Genomic DNA, 18,634 nt, shown 5'->3' on the forward strand with positions numbered 1-18,634 from the left:
GCGGCGCTCGGCCCGGCGACTCGCCCGCTCAGTCGGCGATCAGGCGCGCGCCGTGCACGGGCCCGGTGGCCCGCACGACGTCGAGCCGAGCGGCGCTCAGAGCGATCTGCAGTTCGAGCGCCCCGTCGAGGTCGGGCGCGAGGAAGGCGACCGTCGGGCCCGAGCCCGACACGACGCCGGCGAGCGCCCCGTTCTGCTCGCCGAGCTCGAGCACCTCGCCGAGCCCCGGCTCGAGATGCAGCGCGGGCGCCTGCAGGTCGTTGTACATCACGTCGGCGAGCCGGGCAGGATCGCCGGCCCGCAGCGCCTGCAGCACCCCGGAGTCGACCCGCGGCTGGCGGACCGTCGTGATCTCGCCCTGGTGCCGAAGCCGGTGCTGGTCGAGCTCGGAGTACACCTCGGGCGTCGAGAGTCCGTAGTCGGCGAGGGCGAGCACCCACTGGAACGTGCCCTGCGCGAGCGCCGGGCTCAGCTCGTCGCCGCGACCGGTGCCGACGGCCGTGCCGCCCATGAGCGCGAACGGCACGTCCGCCCCGAGCTTCGCCCCGAGGCGCAGGAGCTCGTCGCGGCTGAGGCCCGTGTTCCACAGGATGTCGCAGGCGAGCAGGGTCGCCGCGGCGTCCGCGCTCCCCCCGCCCATGCCGCCGGCGACCGGGACGTTCTTGTCGATGGAGAGGCTGACGCCGCCGTCGTACCCGGTGGTCTCGGCGAGCAGCCGGGCGGCCTTGATCGCGAGGTTCGAATCGTCGGTGGGGACGCCGGAGAGGTCGATCCCCGCCTGCGACGAGGTGAAGCGGACGGTGAAGTCGTTCGCGGCGTGGGCCCGGACGTCCTCGTAGAGCGACACCGCCTGGTAGGCGGTCGCGAGCTCGTGGTAGCCGTCGTCCTGCAGGTCGCCGACGGCGAGGAAGACGTTGATCTTGCCGGGGGCGCGCGTGTGGACCACGGTCGGGCTCCCCACGGACGTCATGGGAACCAACTTACCCGGCGGAGAGAGGCTCCCGTGTCGGCGTCGGCGGTGCCGCTGCTCCTGCGCCCTCGAACGCCTCGTCGGCGTCGTGCCGGCCCGCGCGGACCAGCGGGATGACGTCGCGGGCGAAGCGCTCCATCTCGGACACCTGCGGCGAGAACTGCAGCAGGAGGGTGTCGACGCCGGCCGCCTCGAACTCGAGGATCCGGTCGGCGACCTGGCGCGGCGTGCCGATGAAGCCGGGGCGCAGGCCGCGGTTCGACACCGAGTAGTCGCGCAGGTCGGGCTCGTGCTCGAGGTGCGACTGGCGGATGAAGTCCTGGTACGACTCGTACGCGGCGCCGTGGCTGACGTCGGTGATGCGGTCGAGCTCGGCCTGGGCCTCGGCCTCTGTGTCGCGCACGATCGCGTAGGCGGCCATGCCGAACGCCTCGAAGGGCGCTCTGCCGGCGGACGCGCGCTGCGACCGCATGCCGTCGATCTTCGCGCGCAGCTCGTCGACCGTGCCGCCGTGCGTGAGGTAGGCGTCGGCGAACGAGACGATGGCGGCCTTGCCAGCCGGGCTCTCGCCGCCGGCGTAGATGCGGGGCTGCACGCGCGGCTTCGGCTCGAGGTGCGAGTTGCGCACCGAGTAGTACGAGCCGTCGAAGTCGAACGGCGTCTCGTTCCAGAGGCCCTTCAGGATCGCGACGAACTCCTCGGTGCGCGCGTACCGGTCGTCGTGCTCCGAGAAGATGCCGCCGTACTGCCGCGACTCCTCCTCCCACCACGCGCTGACGACGTTGAGGGTGAAGCGGCCGCCCGACACCTCGTCGATGGTCGCCGCCTGCTTCGCAGTGACGGCGGGCAGGTGGTAGCCGGGGCGCACCGCGGCCATGAGCTCGAGCTTCGACGTGACGGCGGCGATCGACGCGGTGAGCGCCCAGGCCTCGAGCGACGGCGCGGCCGTGCCCTTGATGTCGTTGAGGTTGAGCTCGGGGATCAGCGTGAGATCGAAGCCGACACGCTCGGCGGTGGTCACGACCTCCCTGATGTAGTCCCAGCTGACGGGCATCTGCTCGTCGTCGACGTTGCGGAGCCAGCCGCCGAAGATCGGGGTCCAGAAGCCGAATCTCATGCGTGCACCGGTTCCTTCGGCTCCTGCGCCCCCGTGCTCTGCGCGATCGGGCCGTATTCGGCCTCGAGCAGATCGCCGAGGAATCGGGCGATGCTGCGCGGGCCCGACACGCTCGAGGCGGCCTCGACGTCGGGGTTGTAGTTCGTGTTCGTGTTGATGTCGTAGATCACGGCGCGACCGTCGACGGTCTCGGAGAACTCGACCCCGGCGATCTCGATGCCGTTCTCGGCGAGGAAGGCGGGGAGGCGCAGGATCAGATCGTGCTCGGCGATCGGCTTCCCGTCGCGGGTCTCGCCGCGCAGCTGGAAGAGCGGACCCTGGCCGGGCAGAGCGCAGGCGTCGGCCGGGCAGAACTCGAACGCTCCGCCGGACGTGTCGACGCGGACCGCGTAGACGAAGCGCCCGCCGACGAACTCGGCCCTCGTGACGAAGGGCTGCTCGGCGATCAGGAGCTCCTGCAGCAGGGTGATGCCGTCGGGAGACGACTCGAAGTCGGGCCCGTCGACCCACGCGGCGAACTCGTCGACGGAGTCCCAGCGGCGCACGCCGAGGCCCTTGCCGCCCTGGTTGTGCTTCGAGATGAACGGGGCGCCGAAGCTCCGTGCCGTCGCCACGAGGTCGCGCGTGCCGAACACCGCGCTCGTGCGAGGCACGTCGAAGCCGGCCTTCTGGAGGGCGACGTGCTGCTGCACCTTGCTCACCTCGAGGTCGATGACGCCGCGCCCGCCGACCGTGCGGCGCCCGGAGGCCTCGAGCCACGACAGGACGGCGCGCGTGTACTCCTTCGAGTGCTCGTTGCCGCGCGTGTGGGCGCTGGCCGACATGCGCGACCAGTAGATGCCGGGCGCAGGCTCGGCGGTGAGGTCGATCGCGCCGTCGGTCAGCAGGATCTCCTCGACCGGCACGCCCTCCGCGTCGAAGGCGCGCTGGAGGGGCGGAAACCACTCGGGGTTCTCGTGGATCACGTAGACGCGGGGCGTCGGCTGGCTGCTGGGCTGATCGGTCACGCGGGCAAGCCTAGGCACGTGTGCCGGGTGTGGCGTGCGTGTTGCGGTTCGCTACGTCGCGGCGCCGTGTCGTCGCCTTGCGCCCAGTTCTTCCTCCATGCCTGCCACAAGGCGATCTGCGGCACGCAACAGGACCGCGGCTTTGGCCTCCGTGACGTTGAACGGGCTGTACTGCGTATTCGTCTTCGCCTCGATGAGCTGCCGCAAGCGCGACGCCAGATCAGGCCGCCCAGGGCACGCACGAGAGAGCAGGTCCACCGCCTCTCCGTGACTGTCGCCGGAGGCGCGTTCGCCGAGGACAGCACCACAGATGGCGTCGCACGCGGCGATGCCCGAGAGCACGGAGAGGGAGCCGACGACATTTCCGATCGGACCGATGTCGGCGTCGTCACCGAATTCGACGACGAGTTGCGCGACCGCCAGGAAGGCGCGCGCATGCTCACTCCGCACCTCGACACCCGCAGTCGGCAGAGCGCTCGTGCGTACTCGCTTCATGCCGCCGCCTCGCGAAGGAGGGGACGAATCGACGGCCCGGTCAGAAGGCGCGCATCGCGACGAAGAGAAGCCACGAGTGAATCGCCCGCCGACGTCATCGCGAGAAGGGTCGACCTCGAGACATCGAACACCTGCACGAGATTGCCGGTGAGCGGTTCGATGACGTCGTGGAGCTCGCCGATCGTGGCCTCGTACGCATCGACGTCGAGATCGTCGGGAAAAACCACGAGAAGATCGATGTCGCTCGTCACGATCGCCTCGCCCCGCGCGTAGGAGCCGAAGACGGCGACCGAGGTCTCGTCGCCTGCTTTCTCGCGCACCACCCTGACGATCTCGCTCTCGATGCGCCGGGTGGCCCCCAGGATCACCTCGATCGCCGGCCAGAACACGTGCTCGCGGTTGACGGAGTAGGCGTAGGCCGAGGGTGAGATGACCGCGACCACGAGCCCGATGTCTTCGAGTCGTTGCAGCGCTCGCTGAGCGCCCGCGTGTGACGTGATCTCACCGACGCGCTCGATCTGCCGCCCCGACGACAGACCGCTGCTGCGCGAGAGCACGTCGAGGATCACCGACTCCAAGGGGCCGATGAGGTCGGCGCCCAACCGCGACAATTCCATGAATCAAGTATGACATACCGGCTCACTATCGGGCCATGTGGCCCAAATTCGGGCCATACGGCCCAAAATCGAGCCACGCCGACGCATACTGTCTACCCCCCATCGGGGGTCGCGGGCTCTCTCGCGGAAACGTGCACTCTGCGCATAGATTTCTGCTCATGGGGGAATCACAGCCGATCGCAGGTCGTCGTCGCGCGCGGAAGACTCGTCGAGCTCACCCGGCCGTGGCCGCAGGAGCCGCGGCACTGCTGCTCGTGGCCGGTGTCACCGCGCTCGGTGCCGCCCCCGCCTCCGCCGCGCCCGCCCCCGCCGCGCCGACCTCGTCGGCCGAGACGTCGACGACGTACCCGACCGCGTCGCGCCACGCCCTGCCGATCGAGCCGACGCAGCTGCTCGCGTCGCACGACGGCTCGGTGATCTACGCTCCGACGGGAACGACCCGACTTCTGGTGATCGATCCGAAGACGATTGAAGTGATACGCACGATCACCCTTCCCGACGTGGTGTCCACGCTCCGCCTCACCTCGACGGGGCACCTGGTGGGTCTCGCGGGTTCCGGGACCGCGGCAGACCCGGAGACCGTCGTCGACGTCGACCCGTCGACGGGCGTCTCGACGACGACCGCGCTGCCGACCGGCGCCGCACACAATGGGCTGGCCGTCACCCCTGATGGCTCGACGGCGGCAGCCGCCACGCTCTCAGAAGATGCGACCACGAAGGCGTACACGTTCGAGGTCACGATTCTGCACCCGGCGTCAGGAGCGGTCATCACGACGAGGTCCGTGTCTGCCGCCGTCAACCCGAACGGAATGACGCTTTCAGTGGATGGCTCGACCCTGTACGGCGCGGCGCGCTTCATGCCGGGAGAGGCGTCCGGCGATTCGGCCCTTCTGGCCATGGACTCGACGTCGGGAGCGGTCACCGCGACGGCCGCCCTCTCAGGAATCGTCCCGAGCAACGTGCTCGTCTCCCCCGACGGCTCCCGGGTGTTCGTGTCGAGCCTGAACGAGTCGAACAATCTGTCGGAAGTGGGTGTCTTCACTGCCCCTGGCCTCAGGCCCGTGTCGACGATCACGCTCCGGGACACTCAGGAGGACGTCCTCCAGGAGACCGGCGACGGCAGTCGGATCATCGCCAGCGGCGGCTACGACGTCACCTCGATCGACCCGACGACCCTGGCCACGTCGACCATCGGCGGAATCGCCGAGGGCGTCGTCCCGATTCCGGGAAGCTCCAAGGTCTACTTCGGCAACCCTCCGCGCATAAACGACCCCGACCCGTACGCCGTCGACTGGAGCTCTTTCGGTGAGGTGGAGGACGCCGCCGCGGGAAAGACCGTCAGCATGTACCACCCGGGGGCCGACGGCTTCCTCGCCGACGAGGCCGTGATCGTGGGCGACCACGACCTGTACTTCCCCGGTCCTTCTGCGACCTCCGGACAGGGCGACATCGACCACCTCGACCTCAATGAGGGCTACAGCCAGGTGGCCGTGTCACGTCACGCGGGGCCCGACCGCTACACGACCGCTGTCGACGTCGCCGAGTACGCGGCTCTCGATGCCAACTCCCGACGCACCTCGACTCTCTTCCTCGTCAGCGGCGAGGAGTACCCGGACGCCCTGAGCGCGGGGCCGGTCGCCTCGCACGAGGGAGGACAAGTCCTCTTGACGACCAAGACCACGCTCCCGAATGCCGTCATCAGCTACATCACCCACTTCATCCCCCACAAGATCGTGATAGTCGGCAGCACGGCGTCGATCTCCCAACACGTCGCCGACGAGGCGAAGACCCTGACCCACGGGCACATCCCCGTGGAGCGTGTGGCAGGTGCCGACCGCTATGCGACATCGCGCGCGCTGGTGACGGACTTCTTCGGGTCGAGGCTGAAGCACGTCTGGATCGCCACCGGCCGCGACTTCCCGGATGCGCTGGCGACGGTGTCGGCGGCGAGCTTCAAGAACGAGCCGCTGATCTTGGTCGACGGATCCCGGTCGACGCTCGACTCGACCACCGCCGCCTACCTCCGTCACGAGGGAGTCACGTCCATCACGGTGGTCGGATCGGAGTCCTCGGTCAGCACCGGCGTCGCACAGGGTCTAGCGTCCATCGCACCCGTCGCACGGATCTCGGGCTCGGATCGCTACGAGACGTCCAAGGCTGGGAACGACTCGGTGTTCCCTCGGGCGACGACGGCGACCGCCGTCCTGACGACCGGAGAGGGTTGGGCAGACGCGCTCGCCGGTGACCAGCTCGCCGCACCGCTGCACTCCCCCATGGAGCTCGTGCCGCCGACCTGTCTCCCGGACGACTTCGCCGAGCAGCTTTCCGCGCATCCCGGCGTGAATGTGCACCTCCTGGGCGGCACCCCGTCGCTGTCCACCGAGATCGCGAACTTCGCCGCGTGCTGAGACCTCGTGCGTCCCAAGGAATCCAGATGAATACGATCCGTCGTCGTCCCACCCGCCTCCTGACCGCAGGAGCCGCGGCACTGCTGCTCGTGGCCGGCGTCACGGCGCTCGGTGCCGCCCCCGCCTCCGCCACGACGGTCATCTCGGGGCAAGCCTCGCATCACGATCTGCCGATCAAACCGACTCAGCTCGCCGCCTCGCCCGACGGGACCGCCATCTACGCGGCGACGAACAGCCCAACGATCCTGGTCATCGACCCCGTCACAGTGACGGTGAAGCGCACCATCGTGCTTCCAGCCCCAGTCACGAACATCGTCGTGACGTCGGCGGGAGACATCGACTCGATCGCGCTGAATTCAGACGCATCGTCGTCACCCGAATCGCTGTACGACATCGACCCACAGACGGGCAGCTGGGTGGCCACGCCGCTGCCCTCCGGTTTCCTCCCGTGGGCGTGGACCGTCACGCCCGACGGGACGACGGCCGTGCTGGCCGCAAACACGGTCGACTCGGACGGCGTGCTGTCGGGTTCCGAGGACGTCGTCGTTCATCCACAAGCCGGAACCCTCGGGGCCGTCACGACGTTACCCAACCTCGTTCGACCCTGGGAGGTCGCCATTACGCCCGACGGCTCCGAGTACATGACCGTGACCGAAATCGACGCGACGAAGCCAAGGGGGCACGGAGGAATCGCACTCGTCGACGCGGCGAGCGGATCCGTCCTGGCGACGCTCGATTCCGGAACCGCGTCGTCTCCGACCGGCGCCCTGGCCTCCCCTGACGGGAGCCGCTTCTTCGCCTCCTTCGGCCGCGCTGCAGGGGAAGGCACTGACATTGCGCCAGTCCTCGTCATCGACACGGCGACCTCATCGATCGTCTCGACCATCGACGTCCCGGGTTTCTACCTCGGCGAGAGAAACCTCGGATCGGGACAAGAGACCTATCCGCCGTCCGGCGGAGTGGTCCTGGCGGGTGACGGATCGACAGTCCTGGCGACGACCGATACCCACACGGCTTTCATCGATCCCACGACGCTCGACACGCACCTCGTCACGTGGGGTGACGCGGAGAACGCTCCGGTCGTGGTGCCCGGCTCCGACGACGTCTACATCGACGGCGACGAGTTCACGACGAATGGCGTGGCCTCTTCGACCCGTCGGGCGTACTCCTCCGGCCTCGACTTCGGCAGCACCATCGCTCTCCCCGGCGATCACGACCTCTTCTCTCCCAGTGCATCGCTCGACGGAGCACCGGGCGCCCTCGCTCACCTCGACCTGGCCGCGTTCCTCAGTTCGGTCAACGTTGACCGTATTGAAGGATCGGATCGGTACGTCACGACCTCGATGGTGGCCGACGCGTCGAAGTCGACGAACTCGGGCGTGCTGTACCTCACCAGCGGCGAGGAGTACCCGGACTCGTTGAGCGCGGGGCCGGCCGTCACGCACACTGACGCGCGTCTCCTGCTGACGACGCCGACCAGCCTGCCCCAGGTCGACAAGTCGTACCTGACTTATCGACCCGTGAAGAAGGTGGTGATCGTCGGCAGCACGGCATCGATCTCCGCGAAGGTCCAGGCGCAGGTCAGGTCCGTCACGCACGGCAAGATCCCAGTGGTTCGCATCGCGGGTGCCGACCGATACGCCACGTCTCGGGCACTGATCCGAAATGCCTTCGGCTCCAGGCTGTCGCACGTCTGGATCGCTACCGGCCGCGACTTCCCTGACGCTCTGGCCACGGTGTCGGCGGCGAGCCACGAGAACGAGCCACTCCTCCTCGTCGACGGCTCACGAACGACCCTCGACGCGTCGACTGCGGCCTTTCTGAAAGGCGAGGGCGTGAGCTCGATCACTGTCGTCGGAGCGGAATCGTCCGTGACGGCCGGCGTGATGAACGGCCTCCAGGCCCTCGCTCCCACGACTCGTGTTGCCGGACAAGACCGCTACGCGACGTCGCAGGCCGTTCTCGACTCGGCGTTCGGAACGTCGCGCTCTCGCGTCGTGCTCACCTCGGGCGCGAACTGGCCGGATGCACTCGGCGGCAATCAGTTCGCGGCCTCTCTGGGCGCCCCGATGGCACTGGTGAAGCCCACCTGCGTGCCGGATCCTCTGGCCGAGCAGGTCGCCGCAAGTCCCGGGCACGACGTCGACCTCCTCGGTGGACTCCCTTCTCTCAACGCCGAAGTCGGCAACTTCGCCGCCTGCTGATGTCCCGTCGCGCCCAAGGAACCAGAATGAGTCCGCTCCGCCGTCGCCCCACCCGCCTCCTGGCCGCAGGAGCCGCGGCACTGCTGCTCGTGGCCGGTGTCGCGACGCTCGGTGCCGCGCCCGCCTCCGCCGCGCCTACCGACACCGTTGATCACTATCCAGGCCAAGGGACGACCTACAGCCTGCCGCTCCCGCCGATTCACATCGTCGCGGCGAGCGACGGGTCGGAGATCTACGCGGCCACGGGAACGAACGTGATGATGGTGATCAGTCCTCAAACCGAGCACGTCATCAGGGAGATCACGCTTCCCGGTCGCGTCGGTTTCATGACGCTCACCAATACAGGGATGCTCGACGCCCTGGCTCAACCCGCCGCCGGCAGCACGGCTCCATACTCGTTCTTGGAGATCTCACCGTCGACAGGAGAAACGACCGCCACCTCATTCCCCACGGGATTCGTTCCCAAGAACTTCGCCGTGACGCCGGACGGTTCGACGGCGGTCGCCACGACCGAGACGTCAGGGGACAGCGTCACGTCCACTGCATCGGCGATCGTGGTACATCCTCACGCCGGAACCCTAGGGCCGACCACGGTCCTCAAGGGGCTCGTGACGATCGTCGCCGACACCATCACGCCCGATGGGTCCAAGTACTTCGTCACGTCGGCGCAGGTCCTCCCCGCGATCGATCACCAGGGTGGGTCAAAAGGTGGAGTCGTGGAAGTCGACACCGCCTCGGGAGCCGCAGCGCCGCTCCTCGTTCTGGATGGGATGTACAGTCGCGCCGCCGTCGTCTCCCTCGACGGTTCGAAGCTCTTCATCGCCAACAGCACCGGACCCGTCGATGTCGTAGACACGGCATCGCTGACCATCGAGGCGTCGTTGGATACCGGCGACACGTTCGATGACACACTCCAGCTCACCGGGGATGGAAGCACGGTGGTGGCGGGAAGTTCGGATTCGAACCTGCTGATCGATGTCACGACGCTCAAGACGATGACGATTCCGTACAACGGCAACAGCTACCCGGCCACGATGATCCCCGGCTCGTCACACATCCTCGCTTACTCCTTCCAGCCACCCACGATCGTCGATGGACGCGAGACCATGTGGCAGGCCTTCCTCGCCAACGAGATCGACGCTCACACTGGCAAGATCGTTCGCACTGCCGCAATCGGTGGAGGCGACGCTCGCAACGTCAATCTCGTCCTGCCGAACGACCGCGACTTCTTTTTCGTGACGCCTATTCCGGGCATCAAAGAGATCACGCACGTCGACCTCGACGCGACGGGCCGCGTCGTGACGACCCTCAGGCATTTCGGGGATGACCGCTACGAGACGGCCGAATCCGTCGCGGCCGCGACGGTGTCGCACACATCCGCCGCGCGTGCTCGAACCCTCTATCTCGTGAGTGGTCAGGAGTATCCCGACGCTCTGGGCGCCGGGCCTGCCGCATCGCATCAGAATGCCGCGCTGCTCCTCACCCCGCCGTCCGGTCTCTCGCCGTGGGTGACGTACTTCGTGAAGCACCATCCGATCAACAAAATCGTTGTCGTGGGGAGCACCGCGTCGCTCCCCGACCGGATCATCGAGCAGGCGAAGGCCCTCACGCACTATCGAATCCCCGTCGTGAGAACCGCCGGCACGGATCGTTACGCGACGAACCGAGCGCTCATCTCGTCGTCGTTCGGCTCGAAGTTCACGCACGTGTGGGTCGCGACGGGTACGGACTTCCCGGATGCGCTGTCGACCGTCTCGGCGGCGAGTCACGACGACGAACCTCTGCTGCTCGTGAACGGCTCAACGTCATCACTCGACTCTGCGACGACGGCGTTCCTACGCCGAGCGGGGGTCAAGTCGATCAACGTCGTCGGCGGCACCACATCGATCTCCACCGGCGTCGAGTCTTCCTTGGCGTCCATAGCCTCGACGACCCGCATCGCCGGATCCGATCGCTACGCGACATCTGAGCTCGTGAACGATGCCGCCTTCACGGCCCCTCTCCATGACGAAGTCATGGCGTCGGGGGCGAACTGGCCCGACGCTCTGTCCAGCGACCAGCTCGCTGCCGTCATGCATGCCCCTCTGGCGATCGTCCCGACCAGCTGCGTACCGGATCACCTGGCCGAACAGATCGATGCTCGTTCGAACTCTCTCGTCGAGTTGATCGGCGGCTACCCGTCGCTCGACAACGACATGGACCTGTTCGAGTCCTGCTGACCGCAGAGTTCCGGCCCACGCGCCCCGCCTAGGAGCGGCGCGCAGGCCGGCCAGCCGCGGACACGCCGGAACGACGCGCGCAGACGCACCACGCGAGCGACGCCCGGTTACGACCCGACCACGCGCCGCGCCTCGACGCGGCAGACTGTCCGCATGGCTCCACGCGCACAGCACTTCGGATGGTTCTTCGGCCGCGGCTTCGGCCCGCAGGGCTGGCTGCGCGACGACTACCTGTGGGGCCACCGGTGGGACCGCCCGCAGCTCTACCAGCAGTCCGCGAAAGAGCTCGAGCAGGCCGGCCTCGACCTCCTCATCATCGAGGACAGCCTCTCCCCCGGGCCGCGTGAGCAGCTCGACCTCCGCGTGCGGAGCGCACTCGGCGCCCCGAAGCTCGATCCGCTGCTCCTGACCCCCTATCTCTTCGCGGCCACCGAGCACCTCGGGGTGGCGCCGACGATCAACGCGGGCGTCTACCCGCCCTACCTCGCCGCCCGGCAGTTCGCGACGCTGCAGCACCTGAGCGACTACCGCGTCGGCCTCAATGTCGTCACCGACGTCAAGGGCAGCCGCCACTTCGGCATCCCCGAGCTCGCCCACGACCAGGCGTACGACCGCGCCGAGGAGTGGATGCACGTCGTCCGCCGCCTCTGGCACAGCTGGGCCGACGGCGCGATCGTCGAGGACACCGAGACGTGGCGGTACGCCGACGGCACGAAACTCGACGCGTTCGAGCACCGGGGCGACTACTTCTCGCTCGACGGGCCCCTGAACGCCCTGCCGTTCGACCGACAGGCCGACACGGCGGCAGGAGCACCCGCAGCAGGAGCAGGCGACGGCGACCCGGTGATCGTGTCCCCCGGCGGCTCGGGCCGCGGCCTGCAGTTCGCCGGCCACAACAGCGACGTGCAGCTCGCCCTGGCGCCCCTCGACGCCGACAGCGTGCGGGCGTACCGCGAGAAGATCCACGCGGCGGCGCGGGCCGAGGGGCGCGACCCCGAGAGCATCCGGATCCTGTTCGTCTTCACCCCCGAGATCGTGCCGAGCGACGAGGAGGCCGACCGCCTGGTGAGGGCGTCGGCGCATCCGTCCGACTCCGACCTGCACGAGGTCATCGAGCGGCAGTCGATCATCACCGAGACCGACCTGACCGGGCAGGATCTCGACAGTCCGCTCGACCTCACCGTCTTCGGCCAGCACGTCTCCGCCGGATCGATCGGCGGTCTCGTCGGCAAGCACGACCCGTCGACGCCGCTGCGCGAGCTGTTCACCGCGAAGTACCGCAAGGGCCGCATCGCCGACGGCACCGGCACCGTCGGCACCGTCCGCCAGGTCGCCGACTTCATCGAGGCGCTCGGCGACGACGCAGGAAACGACGGCTTCATCTTCAATGGCGACCTGCACCCGGCGACGGTGCATCGCGTGCTCGACCGGCTCGTTCCCGAGCTGCGACGGCGCGGGATCCTGCGCACCGAGTTCGGCGGAGGCGGCCTCCGGGGCAACCTCTTCGACTTCTAGGCGGCGCGACGCCTGTCGCGCAACGGGGCTCACCGCGGTGTCCCCCATACGAAGGACCCCCATTTGGGGGGACATTCCGGTGCGAACCCCTTTCGCACTGAGGACTGTTCACCTAGTGTCGAATCAACGGAACACGAGCCTGCATCCCACAGGCCGCGACGTCCGGGGCCCGAAACCCACCGTCGCGCGCGACCACCCATCGCGCGTCTCTACCCGAAGAGGCATCGCTCCGGCGACCACGCATGAACCCGAAGACCTACCCGCGCCCGAATCGCGTCGGCCGACGCCGACTCGCGATCGTCGCCGTCGTCACGGCGGCTCTGGCGACCGCCCTCACCACCGCCCTCGCCGGACCGGTGAATGCCGACACCGCTCCCAGCGACCCGGGCTCCCCGTCGACACCGACCACGGTCTCGGCCGACGCCCTCCCTGCGCCGCAGATCGACGGCGTCGTCTGGACTCAGGCGATCGCCGGCAACACGGTCTGGGCCGCCGGCTCCTTCACGACCGCGCGCCCCGCGGGCGTCGCCCTCGGAGGCGCCGGCACCGTCCCGCGCTTCAACGTGCTCTCGTACAACCTCACGACCGGCGTGCTGAACGCCGGCTTCGCGCCCCAGGTGAACGGCGCCATCCGGGCCATCGCGGTCGACAGCACCGGCCAGCACCTGTGGCTCGGAGGCTCGTTCACGCAGGTCGGCGGGCGCACGGCGAACCACATCGCCGAGCTGAACGCGCAGACCGGCGCCGTGCTCACCGGCTTCCGCGGAAACATCAACGGAACCGTCAACGCCCTCGCGCTGCGGAGTGACAAGAACACTCTGTTCGTCGGCGGCGGCTTCAGCTCGGCCGACCTCAAGAAGCACTTCAACCTCGCAGCGCTCACCGCGAACGCCGGGACGCTCCGCAACTGGTCGCCGACGGCGACCGGCGGCACGGTGCAGGCCATCGCGGTGGCGCCCGACTACTCGCGCGTGGTCGTCGGCGGAGCGTTCACCGCGCTCAACTCCGTCGCCAACCCGGGCTACGGGATCGGCTCGCTCAACCCCTCGACCGGGCAGCACCAGACCTGGGCGATGAACTCCGTCATCCGCAACGGCGGCAAGAACGCCGCGATCACCACCCTCGCGGCCGACAGCACGGGCCTCTACGGCGGCGGCTACACCTACGGCTCGGGCGGCAACCTCGAGGGCACCTTCCGGGCCGACTGGAAGACCGGCAACCTCGTCTGGATGGAGGACTGCCACGGCGACACCTACTCCGTCGCGGTGACGCCCACCGCCGAGTACGTGGCCGGACACGCCCACTACTGCGGCAACGTCGGCGGCTTCGTCGACGAGAAGGCGACGAACTACCGCGGCATCGCGTTCAGCAAGGCGGCCACGCAGACGATCACGACGAACCCGGTGAGCGGCTACGCGAACTTCGCCGGTCAGCCGGCCCCGTCGCTCCTGCAGTGGTACCCGAACTTCAACGTCGGCACGTACACCGGCCAGGGGCAGGGGCCCTGGAGCGTCGCCGCCACCTCGCAGTACGTCGTGTACGGCGGCGAGTTCACCACCGTCAACGGCGTGGCCCAGCAGGGCCTGGTGCGCTTCGCGGTGTCGTCGATCGCCCCGAACAAGATGGGTCCGCAGGCGGTGGGGCAGGATCTGATGCCGACCTCGACCGTCTCGTACAACCGGCCCACGCTGTCCTGGCAGTCGGACTACGACCCGGACAACAAGACCCTGACCTACGAGATCTGGCGCCGCGACCCGCAGGCCACGACGTACACCCAGATCGCCTCCGTGAAGGGCGACTCCAGCGTCTGGAACCGGCCGACGATGTCGTGGACGGAGCCGAATTCGCTCGCCGCCGGGAAGTACTTCTACGAGATCGTGGCGGTCGACCCGTTCGGCAACCAGGCGATCGGTCAGCAGACTCCGGTGACCGTCGGCGGCTGACCCGAAGATTTTTCTTCCGGGGGGCTGTGCTCCGGTGGAAATCGATCTATCCTCACCACTATGTCCCCCGTGAGGGGGACTCTCACAACGAACGCGACCTCGCCGCGTTTGGGGCCCGAAACCCACACGTCATCTCGGTCTTCGCCGAGCCGATCACACAGAGGCAGTTCATTCATGGGGATCTCCATCCGTGCGCTCCGGCGTACTCTCGCAGTCACCGCGGTCGGTGCGCTGGTCACCGCCGGCGCTCTCGTCGCCACGTCGTCGGCTCAGGCCGACACCGCCCCGGTCAACCCGACCGACCCGAAGACCCCGGTCTCGGTCTCGGCGGACGCCCTGCCCGCGCCGCAGATCGACGGCGTCGTCTGGGTCCAGGCTGTCTCGGGCAACACGGTGTTCGTCGGCGGCAACTTCCAGAAGGTGCGCCCCGCGGGTGCGGCCGCCGGCACGAGCACCGTGTCGCAGCCCTACTTCTTCTCGTACAACCTCACGACCGGCGTGATGAACGCCGCCTTCGCGCCGAAGCTCAATGCGCAGGTGCGAGCGATCGTCCCGTCGGCGGACGGCTCCACCGTCTACGCGTCGGGTAGCTTCACGACGGTCAACGGCGTGACGCGCAACCGCGTGGCCGAGTTCAATGCGACCACGGGCGCGCTGATCACCACCTTCACCGCGACCCCGAACTACGTGGTGAACGCGCTGGCGCTCTCGGGCAACCAGCTCTTCATCGGCGGTGGCTTCACGACCGTCGGCGGTGCGACGCACAACCACGTGGCGTCGGTCAACGCCACGACGGGCGCGGTGAACAACGCGTTCACGACCGACCTCGAGGGCGGCAGCGCGACGTCCCTCACCGCGGACCCCGACGGATCGCGCATCGTGGTCGGCGGCAACTTCCAGACGACCAACGGGTCGAGCAACCCCGGCTTCGGCGTCGCCATGGTGACGAGCACGACCGGGTCGCTCCTGCCGCTGAAGGCGAACGCGCAGCTCCGTGACGCGAGCGACGGCTCGGGAGTGACCTCTCTCGCGAGCGACGCCAGCGGCTTCTACGTCTCGGGCTACGACTACGGCGGAGACGGCAACTTCGAGGGCTCGTGGCACGCCAGCTGGACCGACGGCACGCTGATCTGGCTCGAGGACTGCCACGGCGACAGCTACTCGATCGCCGTCACGGACAACGCCGAGTACCTCGCCGGCCACCCGCACGTGTGCTCCACGCTCGGCGGCTTTCCGCAGACCAACCCGTTCACGTACCACCGGGGCATCGCGTTCACGAAGGTCGCGACCCAGACGCTGACCAGGAGCGCCGACCTCACCAACTGGGCCGGGAAGCCGGCACCGTCGCTGCTCGACTGGTTCCCCGACTTCAACGTCGGCACCTTCACCGGCGAGAGCCAGGGCCCCTGGAGCGTCGCCACCTCCGCCGACTCCCGCTACGTTGTCTACGGCGGCGAGTTCACGACCGTCAACGGCGTGAAGCAGCAGGGCCTCGTGCGCTTCGAGCTCCCCGCCTTCGCGCCGAACAAGATGGGCCCGACGACGAACCTCGCCGCGCCGACGTTCTCATCGGTCGGCAACACCAGCGTGACGGTCAACTGGAAGACCGTCAGCGACCAGGACAACCAGACGCTCACCTACAGCATCTACCGCGACGGCAGCACGACCCCGATCGCGACGAAGCAGGTCGCGTCCACGTTCTGGAACCTGCCCAGCGCAAGTTGGACCGACACGACCGTGACGGCCGGGACGACTCACACCTACCGCGTCGCGGCGAGCGACCCCTTCGGCAACACGCAGCCCGGCGTGGCCGCGACCGTCAAGACGACGGGCACGGCCGGCGGCGGTGGCGGCGGCGGCGGTGGCGGCACCACGCCCACCGGCTACGCGGCGACCGTCGCGTCGCAGGGCGCCGTCGACTACTGGCGCCTCGACCAGGCCAGCGGCACGACCGCGGCCGACAGCCGCGGCTCGCTGCCCATGACGCTCCAGGCCGGGGTCACCTCCGGCACGGCCGGCGCCATCAGCGACGGCGACAAGGCGTCGACGTTCAACGGCACGACGACGGGCACGGCCTCGACGACCAGCCCGATCACCGCGCCGAACACGTTCTCGGTCGCCGCGTGGTTCAAGACGACCACGACCGCAGGAGGCAAGATCGTCGGCTTCGGCGATACGCAGACCGGCGGGTCGGGCAAGTACGACCGCCACGTGTTCATGAACGCCGACGGCACGCTGACCTACGGCGTGCGGACCAACGGCGTCAACAAGCCGATCTCGACGACCGCGAAGTACAACGACGGAGCCTGGCACTTCGTCGTCGGCACGACGTCGTCGGCCGGATCGACGTTCTACGTCGACGGGAAGCTCGTCGGCAGCGACGCGAGCGCGACGAGCGGGCAGACGAACACCGGCTACTGGCGGATCGGCGGCGACAAGACGTGGACCACCGGCGTGCAGTGGTTCGCCGGCTCCATCGACGACGTGTCGATCTACGCCGCGCCGCTGTCGGCCGCGCAGGTCGCCGCCCAGTGGACGGCGGCCGGCCACTAGGCAGGCCCTCGCCGGCGCCGGACTCCAGGACGTGCCGCTCACCTTCGGGGGTGGGCGGCATCTTCTGGAGTCCGGCGCCGGCGGTCACGCTCCGCTTGCACGCATCAGCGCCGCGCCCGGGCGCGGTCGTCGGTCAGGCCCCGGCGGCCACCGCCCGAACGACCTTCTCGAGCCGCGACCGGACCCCCGGCACGAGCTCGGGCAGGCGGATCCGCGACTCGACGAGGCTGACCGCACACGGCGACCCCGGCGCCGACGCCGCGGGTGCGCCCACGCGGGCCTCGAGCACGTCGCCCCCGTCGAGCTCCCAGCGCGCCAGGCTTCGCTCGGGGAGTCGGTGGACCTCCGTCGGCTCCTGCTTCACGGCCGCGTTGACGCTCGCGATCGCGAGGTCGAGGAGCGCCGGCTGGCTGCCGCGCAGGCTGCGGCTGACCGACACCTCGAAGGTGCCGTCGGGCTGCTCACCGGGCAGCAGGATCCCGTGATCGTGCTGGTACCGAACCGCCACGGCGCGCGCACCCCACTCCGGCGCCTCGTAGACCTCCACGAGCAGGTCGACGATCTGCTCGTGCGACAGTCGCACAGCGCCTTCCGCGTCGAGGATCTCGTACCAGGCGGCGGCCGACCGGCCCGTCCGCGCGGCGAGCTTCGCGTCGCTGAGGCCGCCCGCTGCTCCTGCGCCCTGAGCGCCCTGCTGGCGACCTCGCGCGCCGGAGCCGCGTGAGCGCGCCACGCCCTAGTGCTCCCCCGCTGCGATCAGCCCCCGCGCGATCGCCAGGAAGTCGTCGACGGTGAGCTCTTCGCCGCGCGACGTGGCGGCGAGACCGGCGGACTCGATCGCCTCGGAGGCGGCCTGCGACGACCCGATGACGTTCGAGAGCGACTGCCGCAGCATCTTGCGGCGCTGCTGGAACGCGGCGTCGACGAGCTCGAACGTGACCCTGCGTTCGGCCTCGGTGCCCTTCGGCTCGTGGCGGTCGTAGGCCACCAGGATGCTGTCGACGTTCGGCACGGGCCAGAAGACCTGCCGCGACACGAGCCCGGCGGTCGACCAGTCGCCGTACCAGGCGGCCTTGATGCTCGGCGACCCATAGACCTTCGACCCGGGCTCGGCGGCGAGACGCTGACCGACCTCGGCCTGCACCATCACCAGACCGCGTTCGAGGCTCGGGAAGTGCTCGAGGAAGTGCAGGAGCACGGGCACCGAGATGTTGTAGGGCAGGTTCGCCACGAGATGGCTGGGTTCGGTCGGCAGCGACACGACCTTCATGGCGTCGTCGACGACCACCGTGAGCCGGGCGCCGGGCTGCATCAGCTCGACCGTCTTGGGCAACTGCTCGGCGAGCCGGCGATCGATCTCGACCGCGGTGACCGTGGCCCCGCGCTCGACGAGCCCGAGCGTGAGCGAGCCGAGGCCGGGGCCGATCTCGACGACGCTGGTGCCCTCGCCGATGCCGGAGGCCTGGACGATGCGGCGCACCGTGTTGGCGTCGTGGACGAAGTTCTGGCCGAGCTTCTTGGTCGGCGAGACGCCGAGGAGGTCGGCGAGATCGCGGATCTCCGCCGGGCCGAGGAGGGTGGGCATC

The 18,634-nt window shown here is 68.9% G+C and carries 13 protein-coding genes; 6 read left to right on the forward strand and 7 right to left on the reverse strand.

Annotated elements, in window-relative coordinates:
- Positions 1–28: 28 nt before the first annotated feature.
- From C8E83_RS10870 to C8E83_RS10890, 5 genes are read right to left on the reverse strand one after another with little or no spacing between them, the layout of a single operon-like run.
- On the reverse strand, positions 29–970 hold the full coding sequence (locus C8E83_RS10870; RefSeq protein WP_121369908.1) for a 4-(cytidine 5'-diphospho)-2-C-methyl-D-erythritol kinase: 942 nt from the start codon (positions 968–970) through the stop codon (positions 29–31).
- 10 nt (positions 971–980) lie between these two features.
- Positions 981–2,087 (reverse strand): LLM class flavin-dependent oxidoreductase, encoded by a 1,107-nt coding sequence (locus C8E83_RS10875; protein WP_121369909.1) that lies wholly within the window; start codon positions 2,085–2,087, stop codon positions 981–983.
- Positions 2,084–3,094, reverse strand: a complete 1,011-nt coding sequence (locus C8E83_RS10880) for an ATP-grasp domain-containing protein (protein ID WP_121369910.1) — start codon at positions 3,092–3,094, stop codon at positions 2,084–2,086. The genes C8E83_RS10875 and C8E83_RS10880 overlap by 4 nt, the downstream gene beginning before the upstream one ends.
- A 51-nt stretch (positions 3,095–3,145) precedes the next feature.
- A complete protein-coding gene (locus C8E83_RS10885) occupies positions 3,146–3,589 on the reverse strand; it encodes a hypothetical protein (protein WP_147430150.1) in 444 nt (147 codons plus the stop codon).
- On the reverse strand, positions 3,586–4,206 hold the full coding sequence (locus tag C8E83_RS10890) for a nucleotidyltransferase family protein (protein WP_121369912.1): 621 nt from the start codon (positions 4,204–4,206) through the stop codon (positions 3,586–3,588). The genes C8E83_RS10885 and C8E83_RS10890 overlap by 4 nt, the downstream gene beginning before the upstream one ends.
- A 158-nt stretch (positions 4,207–4,364) precedes the next feature.
- On the opposite strand from C8E83_RS10890, the gene C8E83_RS10895 reads away from it, so the two are divergent.
- The 6 genes from C8E83_RS10895 to C8E83_RS10920 all read left to right on the forward strand — a co-directional run bounded on the left by C8E83_RS10895 (position 4,365) and on the right by C8E83_RS10920 (position 17,048).
- Entirely contained in the window at positions 4,365–6,614 is a 2,250-nt protein-coding gene (locus tag C8E83_RS10895) for a cell wall-binding repeat-containing protein (RefSeq protein WP_147430151.1), read from the forward strand.
- Positions 6,615–6,640: 26 nt separating this feature from the next.
- Positions 6,641–8,818 carry a cell wall-binding repeat-containing protein gene (locus tag C8E83_RS10900; RefSeq protein WP_121369914.1) on the forward strand — a complete coding sequence of 726 codons (2,178 nt, stop codon included), beginning with the start codon at positions 6,641–6,643 and terminating at the stop codon, positions 8,816–8,818.
- An 89-nt stretch (positions 8,819–8,907) separates the two neighbouring features.
- Positions 8,908–11,037 carry a cell wall-binding repeat-containing protein gene (locus C8E83_RS10905; RefSeq protein WP_170159917.1) on the forward strand — a complete coding sequence of 710 codons (2,130 nt, stop codon included), beginning with the start codon at positions 8,908–8,910 and terminating at the stop codon, positions 11,035–11,037.
- Positions 11,038–11,190: 153 nt separating this feature from the next.
- Positions 11,191–12,552, forward strand: coding sequence for an LLM class flavin-dependent oxidoreductase (locus tag C8E83_RS10910; RefSeq protein ID WP_121369916.1), 1,362 nt, complete (start codon positions 11,191–11,193; stop codon positions 12,550–12,552).
- Between the two features lie 242 nt (positions 12,553–12,794).
- Positions 12,795–14,495 (forward strand): NHL repeat-containing protein, encoded by a 1,701-nt coding sequence (locus C8E83_RS10915; RefSeq protein ID WP_121369917.1) that lies wholly within the window; start codon positions 12,795–12,797, stop codon positions 14,493–14,495.
- A gap of 174 nt (positions 14,496–14,669) precedes the next feature.
- Positions 14,670–17,048: a LamG domain-containing protein gene (locus C8E83_RS10920; protein ID WP_121369918.1), complete on the forward strand. Its 2,379-nt coding sequence runs from the start codon at positions 14,670–14,672 to the stop codon at positions 17,046–17,048.
- A gap of 133 nt (positions 17,049–17,181) precedes the next feature.
- Here C8E83_RS10920 and C8E83_RS10925 read toward each other — a convergent pair whose 3' ends face one another.
- Positions 17,182–17,781, reverse strand: coding sequence for a hypothetical protein (locus C8E83_RS10925; protein ID WP_121369919.1), 600 nt, complete (start codon positions 17,779–17,781; stop codon positions 17,182–17,184).
- Positions 17,782–17,784: 3 nt separating this feature from the next.
- Positions 17,785–18,633 carry a 16S rRNA (adenine(1518)-N(6)/adenine(1519)-N(6))-dimethyltransferase RsmA gene (rsmA, locus tag C8E83_RS10930; RefSeq protein WP_121369920.1) on the reverse strand — a complete coding sequence of 283 codons (849 nt, stop codon included), beginning with the start codon at positions 18,631–18,633 and terminating at the stop codon, positions 17,785–17,787.
- Position 18,634 lies beyond the last annotated feature (1 nt).

The sequence above is a fragment of the Frondihabitans australicus genome, from assembly GCF_003634555.1.
GTDB lineage: Bacteria > Actinomycetota > Actinomycetes > Actinomycetales > Microbacteriaceae > Frondihabitans > Frondihabitans australicus.

What these genes read in the sequence shown, in the direction of transcription:
- C8E83_RS10870 (WP_121369908.1), bottom strand. Translation starts at nt 970, where the DNA reads ATGACGTCCGTGGGGAGCCCGACCGTGGTCCACACGCGCGCCCCCGGC.
- C8E83_RS10910 (WP_121369916.1), top strand. Translation starts at nt 11,191, where the DNA reads ATGGCTCCACGCGCACAGCACTTCGGATGGTTCTTCGGCCGCGGCTTC.
- C8E83_RS10890 (WP_121369912.1), bottom strand. Translation starts at nt 4,206, where the DNA reads ATGGAATTGTCGCGGTTGGGCGCCGACCTCATCGGCCCCTTGGAGTCG.
- C8E83_RS10900 (WP_121369914.1), top strand. Translation starts at nt 6,641, where the DNA reads ATGAATACGATCCGTCGTCGTCCCACCCGCCTCCTGACCGCAGGAGCC.
- C8E83_RS10915 (WP_121369917.1), top strand. Translation starts at nt 12,795, where the DNA reads ATGAACCCGAAGACCTACCCGCGCCCGAATCGCGTCGGCCGACGCCGA.
- C8E83_RS10885 (WP_147430150.1), bottom strand. Translation starts at nt 3,589, where the DNA reads ATGAAGCGAGTACGCACGAGCGCTCTGCCGACTGCGGGTGTCGAGGTG.
- rsmA (WP_121369920.1), bottom strand. Translation starts at nt 18,633, where the DNA reads ATGCCCACCCTCCTCGGCCCGGCGGAGATCCGCGATCTCGCCGACCTC.
- C8E83_RS10920 (WP_121369918.1), top strand. Translation starts at nt 14,670, where the DNA reads ATGGGGATCTCCATCCGTGCGCTCCGGCGTACTCTCGCAGTCACCGCG.
- C8E83_RS10895 (WP_147430151.1), top strand. Translation starts at nt 4,365, where the DNA reads ATGGGGGAATCACAGCCGATCGCAGGTCGTCGTCGCGCGCGGAAGACT.
- C8E83_RS10875 (WP_121369909.1), bottom strand. Translation starts at nt 2,087, where the DNA reads ATGAGATTCGGCTTCTGGACCCCGATCTTCGGCGGCTGGCTCCGCAAC.